This is a genomic window from Vibrio sp. J383 (assembly GCF_023503985.1).
GTDB classification, from domain to species: Bacteria; Pseudomonadota; Gammaproteobacteria; order Enterobacterales; family Vibrionaceae; genus Vibrio; species Vibrio splendidus.
Genome location: NZ_CP097294.1, coordinates 477,463 through 495,794, shown reverse-complemented (window position 1 = coordinate 495,794; position 18,332 = coordinate 477,463). Strand labels below are relative to the sequence as shown.

General features: G+C 45.0%; 12 protein-coding genes. 9 read left to right on the top strand and 3 right to left on the bottom strand.

The genetic code is table 11. The features are described 5' to 3' along the window. Nucleotides 1-120 precede the first annotated feature (120 nt). Nucleotides 121-945 carry an AraC family transcriptional regulator gene (locus M4S28_RS18810; protein WP_017075637.1) on the bottom strand — a complete coding sequence of 275 codons (825 nt, stop codon included), beginning with the start codon at nt 943-945 and terminating at the stop codon, nt 121-123. 482 nt (nt 946-1,427) lie between these two features. On the opposite strand from M4S28_RS18810, the gene M4S28_RS18805 reads away from it, so the two are divergent. The 3 genes from M4S28_RS18805 (at nt 1,428) to M4S28_RS18795 (ending at nt 5,745) form a co-directional block, all read left to right on the top strand. Further along, nucleotides 1,428-2,531, top strand: coding sequence for a PEGA domain-containing protein (locus M4S28_RS18805; protein WP_114634445.1), 1,104 nt, complete (start codon nt 1,428-1,430; stop codon nt 2,529-2,531). 222 nt (nt 2,532-2,753) lie between these two features. Then, the gene (locus tag M4S28_RS18800) at nt 2,754-4,583 is read left to right on the top strand and encodes a formylglycine-generating enzyme family protein (RefSeq protein ID WP_249633487.1); all 1,830 of its coding nucleotides are present in this window, start codon (nt 2,754-2,756) and stop codon (nt 4,581-4,583) included. Between the two features lie 376 nt (nt 4,584-4,959). Further along, complete coding sequence (locus M4S28_RS18795; protein WP_017078417.1) at nt 4,960-5,745, top strand: helix-turn-helix transcriptional regulator; 786 nt, start codon at nt 4,960-4,962, stop codon at nt 5,743-5,745. A 133-nt stretch (nt 5,746-5,878) separates the two neighbouring features. On the opposite strand, the gene pdxH is transcribed toward M4S28_RS18795, so the two are convergent. Beyond that, on the bottom strand, nt 5,879-6,514 hold the full coding sequence (pdxH, locus tag M4S28_RS18790; protein ID WP_004732548.1) for a pyridoxamine 5'-phosphate oxidase: 636 nt from the start codon (nt 6,512-6,514) through the stop codon (nt 5,879-5,881). Nucleotides 6,515-6,680: 166 nt separating this feature from the next. Between pdxH and M4S28_RS18785 the strand changes: the two genes are divergently transcribed. The 6 genes from M4S28_RS18785 to M4S28_RS18760 all read left to right on the top strand — a co-directional run bounded on the left by M4S28_RS18785 (nt 6,681) and on the right by M4S28_RS18760 (nt 16,278). Next, nucleotides 6,681-8,603: a sensor histidine kinase gene (locus M4S28_RS18785; RefSeq protein WP_249633743.1), complete on the top strand. Its 1,923-nt coding sequence runs from the start codon at nt 6,681-6,683 to the stop codon at nt 8,601-8,603. A gap of 98 nt (nt 8,604-8,701) precedes the next feature. Beyond that, nucleotides 8,702-9,997, top strand: a complete 1,296-nt coding sequence (locus M4S28_RS18780; RefSeq protein WP_249633742.1) for a sigma-54-dependent transcriptional regulator — start codon at nt 8,702-8,704, stop codon at nt 9,995-9,997. A gap of 112 nt (nt 9,998-10,109) precedes the next feature. Beyond that, a complete protein-coding gene (locus tag M4S28_RS18775; RefSeq protein ID WP_017082895.1) occupies nt 10,110-11,501 on the top strand; it encodes an HlyD family type I secretion periplasmic adaptor subunit in 1,392 nt (463 codons plus the stop codon). Nucleotides 11,502-11,560: 59 nt separating this feature from the next. Next, nucleotides 11,561-12,229, top strand: a complete 669-nt coding sequence (locus tag M4S28_RS18770; RefSeq protein ID WP_017091967.1) for a transglutaminase-like cysteine peptidase — start codon at nt 11,561-11,563, stop codon at nt 12,227-12,229. 5 nt (nt 12,230-12,234) lie between these two features. Continuing rightward, nucleotides 12,235-14,145, top strand: coding sequence for a bifunctional diguanylate cyclase/phosphodiesterase (locus M4S28_RS18765; protein WP_249633486.1), 1,911 nt, complete (start codon nt 12,235-12,237; stop codon nt 14,143-14,145). A gap of 18 nt (nt 14,146-14,163) precedes the next feature. Next, nucleotides 14,164-16,278: a type I secretion system permease/ATPase gene (locus M4S28_RS18760; RefSeq protein WP_017091965.1), complete on the top strand. Its 2,115-nt coding sequence runs from the start codon at nt 14,164-14,166 to the stop codon at nt 16,276-16,278. A 149-nt stretch (nt 16,279-16,427) separates the two neighbouring features. Here M4S28_RS18760 and M4S28_RS18755 read toward each other — a convergent pair whose 3' ends face one another. Continuing rightward, the gene (locus M4S28_RS18755; protein WP_017078410.1) at nt 16,428-18,098 is read right to left on the bottom strand and encodes a flagellar assembly protein A; all 1,671 of its coding nucleotides are present in this window, start codon (nt 18,096-18,098) and stop codon (nt 16,428-16,430) included. Nucleotides 18,099-18,332 lie beyond the last annotated feature (234 nt).

The following is an 18,332-nucleotide window of genomic DNA, read 5'->3' as shown; positions in this document are numbered from 1 at the left end:
TTAGAGTATATAAGGATTACTTGTCAAAAACTCCGAGTTTTTTGCTAAAAACTCGCTTTATTAACAAAACAAACACAAGGTCACATATGAAACTTTAATATAATATGCCGTTTTGTTTTTTTATTTAACAGAAATTTGCTTTTTGTATTGAGATGGTGACATGCCTTGAAGGCGAGAAAAGGTGTGAGTAAAGGAGGATTGACCGGAAAAACCAGCAAGTTCTGCGACCTGACCAAGGCTTAGATTACCTTGTTCAATAAGGCGTCGAGAGCGGTCGATACGCTTTCCTAAAACATATTGGTGAGGGGTAATGCCCATTTGATCTTTGAATAGCATGTGGAATTGGCTTTCGCCCAAGAACACACTGCCTGCAAGCTGCGCGACTGAGATCTTATTAGCCAAGTGTTGTTCGATGTAGCGATCCAACGACTCAAGATCGAAACGCGAATCTTTAATCGAGGTTTCAAATGCCGAGATGTGTCTTTGCATCAACGCAATCACCGTGTCATTACAAGCTCGACTCAACAACAGATCATCAGGACTGGCCTGCATCTCTTGCACCAACATATGGATAAGCTTTTGAATTTGCGCATCTAATTGGAAGTAGACGTTCGAGGATTCTAACTGGTTAATCTTCTCTAGCATCAGAGGGTCATCATCGGTTGGCATAGGCATGTTGAGTACGAGAATATCCGACTGACCAACCACTCCACCGAAAGCATGATCAGAGCGAGCCGTGACTACACAGCCTTGCCCTGGACCGACAAGATTACCTTTACCGCTCACTTCAAATTCCGCCTGACCTTTTAAACCAATGACTACCTGCGAATAATGGTGATCGTGACAATCCATATGCGAAGGCAAAGTAATGATCTCCGCAGGGCGAGGGCCAGTAAGGCTTAGCGGGGACAAGTCAAAGTTCGGAAAGGGTAACGGTTTAGGCATAACATCAAAATACTCAGGTCGACATAGTAAGAATAATACTCTGAAATCTGCATAAGATGAATTTGTAAATGATCATGAGAGTCATTTCCTCGCCTTAAACAAAAGATCATTATCGAGATCGTCTTGATCATGCCTCCGGAAAGATGATCAAGAGTGCACAAACTACGGGCATTGTAAAACCAATCGTTCCGGTGAGTTTAGGGGCTTCACAAGCAATCACACCGACAAGCAAACCGTGCCACCAATAAATACTTTGTCACCCCAACATAATGAATAAATTTTCTTATATAGCTCAAATAATTGGCGATAAACCTGCAAAAAGTGTATCCGAAGTACCGAAACTTGGCTTTTGAGTAGATTGGATAGCAATAAAACGGTATAAAGACGGGTACTGTGTTAATTGCTAATAACTAGTGACTCACAACTAGGAAGTAGACACTTTATTAACGAGCCAATTTTCAATCTACAAGTTGCAGGGACCTATGACTAACTTTCGAATTTCAGCGCTTTTACTCGCGCTATCCCCACTTTGGGTATCTGCATCGGTATCCGCTGAAGAACTGAATCAAGTCGATCCCGTTTCAGCTATCGATGCAAAGCTAACAGAGAAAAACTCAGATATTGAGCGTATTTCAGCAACCAAAGTATCGGCGACTGAAAACCTAAAACAACTTCAAAATAAGAACAGCAAGTTGTTACGCGAAGGTGAAGAACTTAAGGCAAAACGTAACAGAGCCAAGTCTGTACTCGACAAACAGTACAGTCGCTTGCTTGAAGATCCAGAAACGGATTTGGTCTCTTTCCAGAAAAGTTACCAAGACGCTTGGGCTGCTGTTAAAGAGAATCAATCGTCTCAACTAGATAACGAACAAGCGATGAACGAGAGCGAAATTCACCTTTCTCAAATCAAGCAAAAGCAAGCTCGCCTGAATAATGAGCTGGCAAACTTGAGAGAGTCGAAAGTAGAAGCTCGCGTTAAACGTATTGCATCAGAACTTCGTGAAAGTACCGTTCTTGAAACCAGCTACACCACCACATGTTCATCAACGATGACATTGGGTGAATGTACTGCTCAAGGTAAACACCTGACCAATCAAAAAGCGGTGAAAACGTTCAAGAGCCAATTACTTGAGCAGCTCACGGAAAGTTCATTAGCAAAACAGAACTTGCAAGGTGTTCAACTGAACATCCATGTTCAAGACAGCCAAGCGATCAAGAGTGGCTTTTCTGGTAACAACTCTTACTTCATGCAGATGCAGGCTCAGCTTCAAGCAAAACCTGAAGCGGTTGCAGCATGTAACTTATTGAACGTTTCAACGCGCTACTGTTTAACGGGCAGTGACGCAGCAGTCGTTAAGAAGAGTGACAAACAATGGGCTAACGTGACGGTACGTTCTGATCAGTACAATGACTCAGTGACCATCAACGGCATTAAGTATGGCAGCACCCCTCTTGAGGTTGCGCTACCAAGTGGTCGTCACCAAGTAACCATTTCAAAACAAGGTTACGAGTCTTACAACCGCACAGTTACCATCAACGGTAGCGACACTATTTGGGTTAAGCTTCTTCCTAGCAAGGAAAGCTAAGTCCAGTATGAATAGCTCAGCGCTCTAATTAAGATAGCCGTGCCTATTTCACAAAGCTGAATGAATACTCGCCATTTTGTTGGTAGTTATAATCTGTATGATCGTTATAAACTGTACGGTCGTTATAACCTTGTTTGATCGTTATAAACAGTAGCTGCAGACGAAATGGCGTTTTCGTTTAGAATATTCGATTAACCTAAATTACGATTGAAGTAGCCCATCATGCGCCAAGGTCTTCCTACTCTACTATTTGCACTTGCTCCCTGCCTAATGACTCCTGCTGTTTTCGCTGAGGCGACACCACCAGCGATCGCGTCTTCTGTCAGCGACATTGAAAGCTCACTTTTCGAAAAGCATGCCGACTTAACGGCTGTTGAGAAGAAACTAGCTGACAAACAAAATGAAGTCGACAATCAAGCGCAGCAAACGGCACGTCTAGCCAAGTTATCGGCTCAAGCAGAGCTAACACTCGCAAAGGCGAAAGCCAGCCTAGAGCAAGATTACACGCGCATGATTGATGAGCCCGATTTCGATATCTCGCCGGCTCAAAACCGCTTCCAAGGCGCTTGGAAAACCGTAAAAGAGAACAAGCTTGCGATGTCTGATTCTGAACAGAAACAGCAAGGCTTAGTGATGGAGCTTGAGGCTATCCAAGCCGAGAAAGCAGCGGCAGAAGCTTCAATCGCTAATCTGAACCAAAATAAGCTAAGAGCAAGAGCTGAGCGACTCAGAAACGAGATCACTCAGACGGAAGAGCAAACCGTTAGCTTTACGAACCGTTGCAGCAGCGATATGACACTGGCGCAATGTTCAGAGCAAACGGTGACCTTGGCACTTCAAAAAGCGGTAAAACAATTCCAGCACAGCCTTGTAGACAACGCGACCGAATCGAAAACAGTGAAAGAGCACCTTGCGTCTGCTTCATTGAATATTCACGTTCTGCAACACAAAGTGAAATCCTCGGGCTTCTCTGAAGATAACCGTTACCGAGCAGTGATTTCGGCCAACCTAGAAACTCGTCCAGATAAGAACACACCTTGTCGTCTGCTTGGTATTCAGTCATCAAACTGTTTCACTCAAAGCGAGCAACAAGCCAACGACCAGCAAAAAGAAGTCGCTTGGGTTAACTTGGTGGTTCGTTCAAATCAATACAACGACAAGGTTTCTATCAACGGCGTGAACTATGGCAGCACACCCGTTGAAGTGATGTTACCAACAGGCCAGCACATGGTCACGATTGAGAAAGAGGGTTACCTTTCTTTCCACCAAGAGCTGAAGATAGCCCGCGATCACAACCTACGAGCTGTATTACAGGCCAAGCAGAACTCATTGAATGTCGGTACCAAATTTGCAGACCCGATGGGAAACAACATTCAGAGCCCTGAAATGATTGTTGTCGGCTCAGGTCGCTACCTACTCGGTGAAAACAACGCACAACAAGTGACGATCAAACAGCCGTTTGCATTAGCCGCAACACCAACCCGTGTTCAAGACTTTAGAACATTTGTTGACAGCACTGGCTACCAAACAGACGCAGAGCTAATGAACACCTGCGATACATTCGTGAATGCAGAGATCACAACCGTTTCGGACAATGACTGGCAAAGCCCTGGCTTTAAACAAGCAGATAACTCACCCGTTGTATGTGTCAGCCAAAATGATGCAAAAGCGTATACTCGTTGGTTATCTCAGAATACCGGCTTCACTTACCGTTTACCTACACCACAAGAGTGGGAAGCTGCAGCAAGAGCAGGTCAAGACACCAACTTCTGGTGGGGTAACGAGTTCCGCTCAGGTAAGGCCAACACTGGCTGGGCTGGTACGCCTTGGTCAAACGTTAGCACATCTCCTGTTAAATCATTCCTGCCAACACCAACAGGCTTCTACGACATGGTGGGTAACGTATGGGAATGGACAACCATTCAGAAAGGTTTAGCGAAAGGTGGCGCGTGGAGCTTCTCTCCAGAAGAGGCAAAAGTGTTTAACGAACTGTACGTACCGCCTTCAACGGCAGCGAACTATCTAGGATTCAGAGTCGTGCGAGAGCTGTAGGCTTTCAATCACTGACTCAGCATCTCAAATATTTACTCTAAGTTCTCAATTATCACATTGAGCAGCATTTATAGGGGAATTCCCCCCTTATGCATAAGCATTCCTAGGAGTAGATTCGTCGATAGAGTAGTAAGTCACTCTGGGTATCAAATTGGTGCCTCAGTTTAATTTACCTGACCCTCGTAAATTAAGCTGAAAATCTTCTACATGTCGACAAGGCATATCTTGTCTTTAGCCAGCCCCTCTTCAGGCTGGCTTTTTTTTGCCTGTTTATTACCCCTTTTGCCCACCTATTCCCCTTGATTGAAGCAGTTAGTCAACAATCTGTTTAACTGTCATTCACCCCCCTATTTTTCGAGCAGAGTACAAACTCTAATTGCCATTGCAGCGCTATAAGAAACTGATATTATTGCTATACCTCTGCTTACGAGATAAAACCTTGCCAGATCCATTCAACTCCATACATCGTTCTTTATTTGAACAACTTCCAGGTTGCTGGGGCTGCAAAGATACTGATTCGGTCTTCGTGTACGCAAACCTTGCCTACAACAAACTGATTGGCTTAAAACCCGATGAGACTTGTACTGGTTTGACCGACTTCGACATGCCCAGTCAAACCATTGAGTGCGCGCAAGATTTCAGAGCTCAAGACAAACATGTGATGGATACACGCAGTACCCTTAAAATCCTCGATATTCACCCCTATCCAGACGGACGCTGGCACGCCCATATATTTACCAAAACCCCTTGGCTTGATGATAACGACAATGTCCAAGGCACTATCTTCTATGGGCAAGAGCTCACTGATACTGCGATCTTAGAAGTCGGCCACTGGGTTTGTCAGGCAACAGGAGCGAAAGGTAATCAAGCATCACTTGCGGGATCAGAGCCGCGCGTGTCTAAGTTGCAAAAGCGGCTGACTTCGCGAGAATCAGAGGTGTTGTTCTTACTGCTTTTCGGCAAGAAGCCTCAATACATTGCGTCTACGTTAGACATTTCAATCAAAACGGTCGAAGGTCATGTCGCGAGATTGAAACAGAAGTTCGATGCGCGCAGCAAAAGCCAATTAATTGAGTACGCACTGGACTCGGGCTTAGGCTCCGTGATCCCAGAAACTCTGCTCAATAAACAGATCTCCGTTGTGCTGCACAGTGATAAATGAGTTGAATGACCAACTCGTCGATGAGCCTGGGAATGTACAGATAAAAAAATACCGCTGCTTGATGTTTCTAATCACCAAGTCAGCGGTATTTTTGTATGTTCTATTCGGTGTAGACCACTTAAGATCCGTAAGCCTAAGGCGCTAGGCGATCAATATCCCAGCTGTTGTCTTGGCGTGAGAACAAGAAACGGTCATGTAAGCGGTGTTCACCACCCTGCCAAAACTCAATGCTATCCACGCGAACTCGGAAGCCACCCCAGAAAGAAGGCACAGGAATCTCTCCTTTAGCAAACTTCTGTTTAAGCTCTAGATACTTGCCTTCTAAAATGCCACGAGCTGAGATACGGCTACTCTGCTTACTTGCAATCGCTGCCAATTGGCTCTCTTTTGGACGTGACGAGAAGTACTTCATGTTTTCCATTGCTGTCAGCTTTTCAGCGGTGCCAGTAATGTGAACTTGTCGTTCTAGAGGATGCCAAGGGAAATGCAGGCTTATCTTACTGTTGTGCTCAAGTTGGTGCGCTTTACGGCTACCTAAGTTGGTGTAAAAAACGAAACCGTCTTTATCAACATTCTTTAGCAAAACAATTCGTTGGAATGGCTGACCATTTTCATCAACCGTGGCAACTGTCATGGCAGTAGGGTCAGTCATCTTAGCTTCGATGGCTTGCTCTAACCATAGATTGAATTGCTCAATAGGGTCTGCGGCCAAGTCTTTACGTCTCAATCCACCCTTAGCGTATTCACGACGAATATCTGTCAGTTCCATTTGGTTGCTCCTTTCAATTTTTTGTGATTTTGCGCTGTAATCCTTTGAAACACAAGTCTAAGCCATGGTTTTGTCTCACAGAAGGTGTTCGGTGTTAACAAGATCTCGGTACTCAATCAATCATATTGATAATCTTTATACAAACCGATTACACGCTGAGATCCAAGTGACCAAGATACTGCCTAACCTAATGACTCCTTTTGTTTTATTCTCATTATTATTGGGAGCTGCAGGGCTGACTGCAACCCACTTTATGGCAGTACAATTCCAAGAAAAAATCGTCACTCAGCAACTCAATGAAGCGGCCAATAAAGCCAATCTACAAATCGATTCTGAACTGGATAAGTTCAAACAGATCCCGAATTTACTCAGCCATGACCCGCGTCTGCTCTCTTATTTTGACTCATCACCACAAGCAGACAAGATTGCCGCTGCGCAGCTCAATCAATTGCTATTTGAATGGTCGAATCAAAGCCAAGCCGACACCATCTATATTCATGACCCGAGCGGCACTGTGGTCGCTTCCAGCAATTACCAAAAGCCTCGCACTTTTGTGGGTGAGAACTTCTCGTTTCGCCCCTACTTTGCTTCAGCCATTCAAGGCAACAATACACAATATGTCGCGTTAGGGGCTCGCTCGAATGTACGCGGTTATTTTTTATCTTCACCACTGTATGTTGAGAATGACATTGTTGGTGTTATCACCGTAAAGGTGAGTTTAGAGAACCTCGAAAACATCCTAACCAGCGACGACTATGAGATCGTGGTACTCGACTCTAACCAAGTAGTCTTTCTATCAAGCCAAGCTCCATGGCTTTACCATTCATTGTTGCCATTAACTCAGCAACAACAAACGGATATCGCACTTCAACGCCAATACGGTCAAAGCGAAATTTCGATCATCGAAGCCTTTCGTTCTTCAAGCTCTCAGTCAGAAGCTAGCAACGCCAATCAATCTAAGAACCTTCAATCCAATGAAATCCGAAAAGAGCTCACCGCTAACCAGCTATTCAAGCTTGGTGCTTTTAATCTTTACCCTGCAATGGTCAGCAACAACCAGTACCAAGTCGTCGCCCTAAAAGAGACCAGAGCGGAGCTTATTAAAGTTTTGCAAATCGATGTCATCTTCCTGGTGATTTACAGCTTGGTGATGCTAATCGCTTGGTCGTGGCGCCAGACTTATCTCGCGAAAGTGGCGTTGACCCGACTCAACCAAAACCTTGAACAAACCGTTGATAAACGCACTCACTACTTGAAGCAATCCAATCAACAGCTGCAACAAACCCTTTTTCAATACCAAGAGTCGCAGTCGAAGTTGAAACAGACAGAACAAGAGCTGACACAAACCGCAAAATTAGCGGTACTCGGTGAGCTGTCAGCCAGCATTAACCACGAAATCAACCAACCACTTGCAGCGCTGCGAACATACAGTGAGAACAGCTTAAAGCTGCTTGAAATGGAACGGACTGACTTGGTCAAAAGCAATCTCGATAAAATGATTGCTTTGAATACCTCAATTACCGACATCATCGCGCGTCTTAAAGTCTTCACTCGCAAGGTCACCAAGCAAGAACATCACGTCGCAAACCTGCATCAATCGATCAACAACGCGACCAGTATTCTTAGTGCGCTAATGATCAAACAAGGCATCACGCTAAGGTTAAGCACAGTGCCAGACGACATTAACATTGCGATTCACCCAACCGAGCTCGAACAAGTGCTGGTTAACCTGATTCACAACGCGACTCAAGCGCTTCAACAACAAGTTCTTGAACAGAAAGTCTTGCAGGAGCAACAAAACCTGGAAAACGTAGACCAACAGGCTAGCCCACAGATAGGCATCGAATGGCAACTGCATCATGACTCTTGTCAGGTGATCATTTGGGATAACGGAATTGGCATGCAGGACGACAAATTAGAAAAGTTGTTCGACCCGTTTTTTACCACTAAACCGGAAGGCTTAGGGCTTGGACTCTCAATATCGAAACGGATTATTGAGGCGTATCACGGCACGATCAGCGCGAACCGATTAGAGCCTTCAGGCATGGTATTCTCGCTAAACATCCCGTTATATAACGATAAGGGCTGACGGGCCGTTGTTATTGTTGAATAGAAAACGAACGTTACATGCTGCTCATCTGACATACAGCAAATCACATACTGTTAAGGACTCGACTTTTGCACTCTATGCCTAAACTCTATTTTGTCGACGATGAACCCGCAATCCGAGACTCCGTAGAACAAGCTATGCTCATTGAAGACATCGATATCGTCTGCTTTCCTAATGCTATTGAGGCATTAAAGAAAATAGATACCGCGCAAGCTGGAATTGTCATCACCGATATTCACATGCCAGTGATGGATGGCATTCAATTTACACAAAAGTTGCTGAGCCAAAATCCTCATTTTCAGATCATCGTCCTTACTGGGCATGGTGACGTGCAAACAGCGGTGTCCGCCATGAAAGCCGGCGCTTACGATTTTCTGGAAAAGCCATTTGTGGTCGATGCCCTACTCACCGCAGTAAAAAAAGCCGCAGATAAACTCGCACTGGTTGAAGAGAACAACTTATTGCGTAAAGAGTTGGCGATGCAGAATCAGGTCGGACCAAAACTGATTGGTCAATCGCCATCCATGCAGGCATTACGCCGAGAACTGATCACCTTAGATACCAAAACTCACCCTCTTCTACTGTTTGTCGGCGATCTAGGGACAGGTAAAAGGGTCACGGCGCAGTACACGCACGATCTACACAGCCATCAATCCGCAGAACTTTGCCCTGTCGCTGCGTTCAATTTACCACGCAATGACCAAGCTACGTTTGATCATTTTGTTGTGCAATTATTCAACAAACATCAGGGCGGAACACTTTATATCCATGAAACAGAAGCATTAACTTCACAACAATGGCGCTGGTTAGCGGCTCTAAAACCCACTCTACTTCGTGAAAACTCATGCAAGACCAATGCAACTTGTATCATTATCGCAACCACAATAGTTCCAACTACAATTGTAGGTGAGTTCCGCCGATTTGATTTGCTAACCTTGGCGCAACGAACTGAAGATATTGGCTCCTTGTTTAAGCATTTTGCTCGTGGTGCGGCAAGTCGATATCAGCTGCCGCCACCCGTCATTACAGAAAAAGAGATTCAACGACTCATTGCGACTCATTGGACGGAAAACATTCGTCAGCTTCGCCAACATGCCGAACTCAGAGTGCTGACTCAAATTAAGCAGCCGTCACTCGACGGTGATACAGGTGAGCAAAGTGACGTGGATGAACGTGACGTGAGCATTGAGGAGCAGCAACAGTCGTTGAACCAACGCACTGATAGCTTTGAACAAATTATCTTAATTGAGGCACTACATCGCCATCAAGGGCGTTTAAAAGAAGTGCAACAAGAGCTGCAAGTGTCGCGAAAGACACTGTATGACAAGCTGAGAAAGCACCAATTGGATAAAACAGATTTCAAGAACCGATAAGTCTTAAAAAATATATAAATTCAAAGATTTAAAGGAGCAAAATCTTAACATTTATCAAAAGTAAGAATACACTCAATAGGCTTGCACTTTTATTTAGCAAACAAGGACTGTCATGAGCCAGAAGAATTACAGCAAATTGAACGAAACCGAACTTGAGTATGTCGATGATAAAACAGCGGCACTACTACTCAATACGCCCACCAGTGCGCGTATTATGTTATGGGTGATCGTTCTGTTTTTTATTGCTGCTATTGGGTGGTCCGCTTGGGCTGAGATCGATAAAGTCACCGTTGGCCAAGGCAAAGTCATCCCCTCTTCCCAAATCCAAGTGGTGCAAAACCTTGAGGGCGGCCTCGTAAAAGAGATATTGGTAAGGGAAGGTCAACGCGTTCAAAAAGGTCAGCAGCTGCTGTTGATCGATGACACTCGATTCCGTTCTGACTTCCGAGAGCGCGAACAACAAGTGGCAAACTTAACTGCCAGCGTGTTAATGCTTTCAGCTTCCTTTAACAGCGTGGTCATCAACGAAGAGTTCTCCGTCGAAAACTGGAAACAAAGTGTGTTACTCGACTACGGCAAACTCGCCTTCCCACCAAAGCTATACGAACTTCAACCTAAACTGGTTAATCGCCAAAAAGCCGAATATCGTCAAGACCTAAACAATTTAAGAAACCAACTTTCCGTTTTTGATCAACAAGTTGAACAGAAGCAACAAGACCTTGTTGAAATAAAATCGCGCGTCAATAACTTAAGACAAAGTTACAAATTCGCCCGCCAAGAGTTAGATATAACAAAACCGCTTGCCGATGAAGGCGTTGTGCCAAGAATTGAACTCCTCAAGCTTCAAAGACAAGTGAATGACACTCGCCGAGAAATGACCTCGAGCGAACTCAAAATCCCTCTTCTACGTTCCGCTATCAAAGAAGCGATGCTCAGCCGTATCGATGCTGCATTGAGCTTCCGCTCAGAACAACAAGAAAAACTGAACCAAGCACAAGACAAGCTCTCTGCAATGACCGAATCTTCGGTTGGCCTTGAAGACAGAGTAAACCGTACCATCGTGGTCTCTCCCGTAACGGGCACAGTCAAAACACTCGGTATTAATACCGTGGGCGGTGTTATTCAGCCGGGTATGGACATTGTTGAGATTGTACCGACTGAAGACTCGCTATTGGTTGAAGCTAAAATCGCTCCGCAAGATATCGCATTCCTACGCCCAGAACTTACCGCCATTGTTAAATTTAGTGCCTATGACTTCACAAAATATGGCGGTTTGGAAGGTGTGTTAGAACACATCAGCGCCGATACTACTCAAGATGAAGAAGGCAATAGCTTCTACATCGTGCGTGTACGTACCGATAAATACAGCTTTGGACACAACGAAGAGTTGCCGATCATTCCTGGTATGACAGCCTCTGTCGATATCATCACGGGCAAGAGAACCGTACTTGAATACATGTTGAAGCCACTATTAAGCGCTCAAAACAACGCATTAAAAGAGTAAGGACGTTTGATGCTTGATAGCGCCTTTCAATACACAGTGAACAGACAAGAGCAGAGGCTATGAAATCTCGGATTTCGTTATTGTTGCTGGTCCTCACCTCTTTTACCTCAGTGGCGCTCAACAAGAGCGACCAAAGGTGGATAGACGCGGTTACTGCAACTTATGGGGAAAGAGCCGGAAAACGAGTGGCAACATGGCGCTCCAATATGACGTCGTACGAAGGGCTAAGTGAAACGGAAAAGCTCGATTCGGTAAACCAATTCTTTAACCAAATGTACTTTGTTGATGACAACATACTGTGGGGAAAGAATGACTACTGGGCGACACCACTGGAGTTTTTAGGCAGCAACGCCGGTGATTGCGAAGACTTCACTATCGCAAAATACTTCTCTTTACTTGAACTCGGCGTCCCAGATAAAAAATTACGATTGGTGTACGTAAAAGCACTTGAGTTAAACCAATTCCATATGGTGTTGGCGTACTACTCAACACCCAGTGCAGAACCATTAATTTTAGATAACTTAAACCCTGAAATAAAACGCGGTTCTAAACGCGGAGACCTGCGACCGATATACAGTTTCAATGGTAAAAACCTTTGGTTAATTAAGTCGGCAGCAGGCAGCGGTAAGCTGGCAGGGAAATCTTCAAGATTGAGCTTATGGAACGACCTACGTTCTCGTGAGCGCTCTCTCAATTTAAACAAACCCATTATCAATTACGATGAGTAGGTACAATGACTTTATATAAACAGCTTGTGGTCGGGATGGTTGCGGTATTCATACTGCTGATGACGTCAGTTTTTATGATCGAATTCAATACCACCCGTGGATACTTAGAGGAGCAGCAACGCTCTGAGGTAAGTAATACCATTAATACTGTTGGACTGGCTCTCGCCCCTTACCTAGAAGAAAAGGACAAGGTGGCAGTGGAGTCTGTTATCAACGCCCTATTTGATGGCAGTTCTTATTCCGTCGTGCGATTGATTTTCCTAGACACCGGAGATGACATTCTCCGTTCATACCCTGTAAAGCCAACCGGCGTACCAGAGTGGTTTACCAACCTAAATCTATTTGAGCCTGTTCATGACCGCCGCGTGATTACCAGTGGCTGGATGCAACTAGCAGAGGTAGAGATCGTAAGTCACCCAGGTCCTGCCTACGATCAACTTTGGCAAGCGTTCATCCGCTTACTGATCATCTTTGGCACGATCTTCTTGCTCGGTTTAGTGTCTATCTCTTGGATCCTTAAGCGTGCTTTACGCCCGCTCTCGTTGATCATTACTAAGATGGATCAGATCGCCAAGAATCAGTTTGGAGAACCACTGGCTCGTCCAAAGACAAAAGATCTCACCTTAGTTGTCGATGGTATCAACCACATGTCGACCCAAGTTGAACTGGCCTTTAAAAACCAAGCGAAAGAAGCTCAAAAGCTGCGTGAAAGAGCGTATATCGACCCTGTATCTCAGCTAGGCAACCGCGCTTACTACATGTCTCAATTAACTCAATGGTTAGAAGAGTCGAGTTTAGGTGGTTTAGCGGTGCTTAAAGCTGAGTTTATTAGTGAAGAGTACGATGAAAAGGGCTATCAAGAAGGTGATGCCTTGGTTCATCAACTTGCTGAACAGCTGCAAGCTTCAATCTCATCGCCAGATATCACCATCGCCCGTATTTCTAGTGACGAATTCGGTTTCATCATGCCGAACATTGATGAAAGCGAACTTAAACTTGTTGCTGGCAGCATCGTAAACTGCATTCAAAACCTAGGTTCAGACCCAACGGGTACGGCGAATCCACATATCGCGCTAGGTGTGACATACAGCAATACGCGAAAAACCAGTACCGAAATCATGTCGTTGGTCGATAACGCGCTCTCAAGTGCGAAGGCGAACCGTGAACTGACTTACGGCTACGTAACGGCAGACGATCATGGTGCTGTGATGGGCAAACAACAATGGCGTATGTTGGTTGAAGAAGCGATCATCAACGACCTTGTCACCTTCCGTCTGCAAGCTGCAAACAATAGCTTTGGCAAAACGTATCACCAAGAAGTGTTCTCTGCGATTGAAAAAGAGGGGGTTCGTTACGGTGCAAACCAATATCTATACGCACTAGAACAGTTAGAAATGAGCCACATTCTCGACCAATACGTTATCGAGAAGATGATAGAGAAACTGAATGCGAAAGAAATAACGAGCCCCGTTGCTATCAATATTTCGCCAAGCAGTATTTCTCAGCCAAGCTTCATCCGCTGGATTGGTAAAACTCTTGAACACAATGCCTCAATTGCTCATCTGTTGCATTTTGAGATTCCAGAAAATTGTTTCATCAATGTTCCGCACTACACGGCGCTGCTGTGTAACACCATTCGTAACGCTGAGTCCGTATTCGGTGTTGATAACTACGGACGTAATTTCCAATCATTGGATTACATCAACGAGTACCGCCCAAGCTATGTGAAGTTGGATTACTTGTTCACGCACAACCTTGATGATGAAAAACAGAAATTCACCTTAACGTCGATCTCTAGAACCGCTCACAACCTAGGCATAACCACCATTGCGTCTCGAATAGAAACTCAGACTCAGCTAGATATCCTGTCTGATAACTACGTAGAAGTGTTCCAAGGCTTCATTGTTGATAAATAGTTGTAAGGGTTATATCGCATGCAAGATCCACTATTAAACTCACTGATCTACGTTAGTCGGTATTACGGGTTAGCTAACTCGCCCGAAGCGTTGATCAATGGGCTACCACTATCCGATGGAAAGCTAACCCCTTTCCTATTCCCTCGTTCTGCTGAACGAGCGGGATTAGTGGCGAAAGAAAACCGTTCCGAGTTAGAAAGTATTCCTCACCTGATTCTGCCTGCTATTTTACTTCTCAAACAGGGCGAAGCATGTGTTCTAAATAGTATCGATTTAGAAAAACAAGAAGCAGAGATCATCACCGCAGAAAGCGGGATGGTGCCTATCGTCATTACAATCGATGAACTCAAAGAACAATTCATCGGCCGCTACTTCTTGGTAAAAAAACAATTCCGTTATGATGAACGTTCACCAGAGGTTCTAAAAACACGCAAAGGTCACTGGTTTTGGAGCACCATTTGGGAATCTAAAAACATCTATCGTGATGTGTTGATTGCATCCATTCTGATCAATATCTTCGCCATTGCCGCGCCAATGTTTACTCGTTTGGTGTACGACAAAGTAGTCCCCAACCTCGCCTTTGAAACCCTGTGGGTGTTGGCGAGTGGTATTTTCGTCGTCTTCCTTTTCGATCTGCTTCTCAAGTTAATGCGCAGTTACTTCATTGATGTCGCGGGGAAAAAATCCGATATCCTAATTTCCTCTAAATTGTTCAGTAAAGTTCTGGGTATTCGCATGGAAGCAAAGCCTGCCTCTGTTGGCGCTTTCGCGAAAAACCTGCAAGAATTTGAATCAATCCGTGAGTTCTTTACCTCAGCAACCATTGGCTCGTTAATCGATTTACCATTCGCGCTGATGTTCTTGGCATTAATTTGGCTGATGGCCGGAAACCTTGTGTTTGTTCCTGTCGTCGGAGTGGTCATTTTGATCATCTATGCGCTGTTAATCCAAGGGCCACTACGTCGTACGATTGAAGAAGGCTCTCGACTTGCTTCTCAGAAGTACGCGAACTTAATTGAGAGCTTGGCTGGGTTAGAGACAGTTAAATTATTCAGTGCGCAAAGTCAGTTCCAATTCCGTTGGGAAGAAGCGGTTGCGCACATGGCAAACTGGAATATCAAAAGTCGCCGCATCACTGACAGCATCCAAAACACTGCTGGCTTTGTGCAACAAAGTACCAATGTAGGTATGATCATTTTTGGTGTGTACCTCATCGCAGAAGGTGAACTCACTATGGGTGGCTTGATTGCCGCGACCATGTTGAGCGGCCGTGCAATTGGCCCTCTTGTTCAACTATCTTTGCTTTCTACACGTTACAACCAAGCAAAGTCTTCGATGACCTTGATTGAACAAGTAATGTCGATGCCTGATGAACAGGAAGAAGGTAAGCGCTACATCCACCGTCCGATTATTCAGGGTCATATTGCGCTAGATAAAGTGACGTTCCACTACCCAGACTCGCCTGTCGCTTCTATCAGAGACCTAACCCTTAATATCAAACCCGGTGAAAAAGTCGCGATCATTGGCCGAATTGGTTCAGGCAAGACCACGCTAGAACGTTTGATTATGGGCCTATACAAGCCCACAGAAGGCCATGTGCGCATTGATGACACTGACATGGAACAACTGCATCATGTCGACGTACGACGCAATATAGGCTGTGTACCGCAAGACAGTAACCTGTTCTACGGCTCAGTAAGAGACAACATTACCTTAGGTCGCCCGTTGGTCGATGACCGTGATGTGATGGACGCAGCCAACCGTGCAGGCGTGACCGCTTTTACTCAGCAAGATCCAGCAGGCTTAGAACGCCAAGTGGGCGAAGGTGGTGCTTTGCTATCTGGTGGTCAACGTCAGTCGATTGCCATAGCGAGAGCCTTCTTAGGACGTCCACCCGTGCTTTTGATGGATGAACCGACTAGTGCGATGGATAATCGCTCAGAGATGCACATCAAACATCAACTCAACCAGTTATTGCCAAACGAGACATTGATTCTTATCACCCACAAAACATCGATGTTGGATATTGTAGATAGAGTGATTGTGATGGAGAGAGGCAGCATTATTGCCGACGGTCCGAAAGCACAAGTTCTGTCAGACTTGAAGCAAGGCAAGGTAAGAGCAGCAAGTTAAAGCGCTCATGTGACTTAAAGAATCTAACTAAATCAATATCACCAAAAGTAAAGGGGGAGCATCAGCTCCCCCTTTTTTTGTTTGTTCTAATGAGTAGAAAATAGCCCGAGCCGCTCTATTCAGAGTCGGTCAATTTCAAAGTATTTCAATTACAACGAGATATCTTCTTGTTCCATTTTGAATGAACATTGAATCTCGTATTGGTTGAACGAGAAAACACTGCCGCCATGAGTTCGCTTGGTGGTGACTGTCTCATCACCAAATTGAATTGTCACTCGGGTATACACCTTTTCATGCGCCTCCACTGTGCACTCGGCAAGGTTGGTTTCAAACTCAGCTTCGAGTGTATCCAACTGCGACTTAGTGTTTTCAATCGCGAGATTGTTCTTTTCTCGATGCTGCTCAATTTCTAGCGCTTGCTCTTCGCTGCGTTCCGCTTTTGGTCGCTTCTTAAATTCGAGCTCTTGGCGAATCACATCCATGGTCTGCTCTTGAGCGTGCTTATAAGTTTCTTTCAGCTCGGCTATCTTTTGTCGGTAACCATCGTAACGTGCAAATCCGTGTACCTTGGTTGCGGTATCTCCTTCTACGCCTAAAAAGACACACTCCACTTTCCCACCGACTCTCGCTTCGCCGCCACTGAGCGTACCGTGCTTCTTCAAACTATCCATCACGATAAGGTTGTTACCACAACGAATATCATTACTCATGCTGTGCACACCCAGTCGAAGGTCGGTGGCGGTTTGGAGTTCGGCGTTCTGCGCGTAGCTTGCTGTGATAGAACCTTTGCTAAACACCTTGCAGCTTTTCGGCTCACCCTCTTTAGTCGTATGACCGATAATCCCCTTCGCGACTTTTATATCACCCTGTGCTTGGACTTCTGCCGATTCAATAAAGCCACCAACCGTGACACTTCCTGTCGCTTTAACGATCATTCCCGGTTCAATGTTCCCAGAGACAAAGACATTGCCTTTGAATTTAACGTGTCCGGTTGATACATCTACGTTGCTAACACACAAGGCGTCATCTACTTCAATAGTTCTATCTTTGATTATGGGTAATCCAGGAAATGAAGCGAGTAATAAATTGGGGTCGTCAGGGGAGATGTAGGTGCCCTTTCCAGGCTTAATTAAACTGTCTTGTCCAGGAAGCGGTGGGATAATTCGACCTTGAACGGTAAAGCCAGCGATGCCTTTGGTCGCGGGAGTACGCTTCATCAAGTGATCATTTTGACCAACAGTAATGGTTTGCCCCAAGTCTCGCATATCAATCTTGCCTTCGTCTTTACTGCGAGGCTTCAAGACTTGGCGAGTAATGTCTTCAACCAAGGCGGCAAACTTAGCATCTTTGCCCTTTACTGGCTGCGTCCCTTTCGCGACGGGTTGAGTAAACTTTTCACCGGGTTTAAGCTTGTTACTCATCATCAGCACTTTTCTGAGCGCTAACTTATTAATTCCCTTTGTTATGTGGGCTTGGGCTAAACAGTGAATGATGTCGCTCCCACGCAGTGCGTGTCCATGATGTGGTCCCGTCACCACCAGACTAGCGAGCATCTCGTCATCAGACAGTTCGACGGCAACGCTTGCGTTACGAACTTCGGCAATCAAGACTCCTTCGTAAGCTTCCCCTTTACCTTCTTTGGCAAGAGTGACGAAGCGCAACACCTCTTCTTCAAAAAGAAAATAGTTTGATGCGTCCAAAGCTTCCAAGGTTGGTGGCAACGTCGTGTTATCAAAGCTTGCTTCAACCACAAACCCCGACGGCAGACATGCCATCACTTGTTGCTTGTCTTCTGACAATGTAACAATGTTATCCCACATTCGAATTGAGTATCCCTAATGACTCAGTTGTTATTCAGTCTATATAATTCGTTCTGAGCTGAGTATCACATTATTAGAATAATCAGCGTCACATCACTTACTTTCGATTCTGCAAACATGACTCATAAATAAGACTTACACATTTTATGATCTACTTCGCCTTTACAAATACATAGGAAAATTTTCAGAATATTTCGTGTGATTGAATGTCGATTCAATATTAGAGCAAGATAG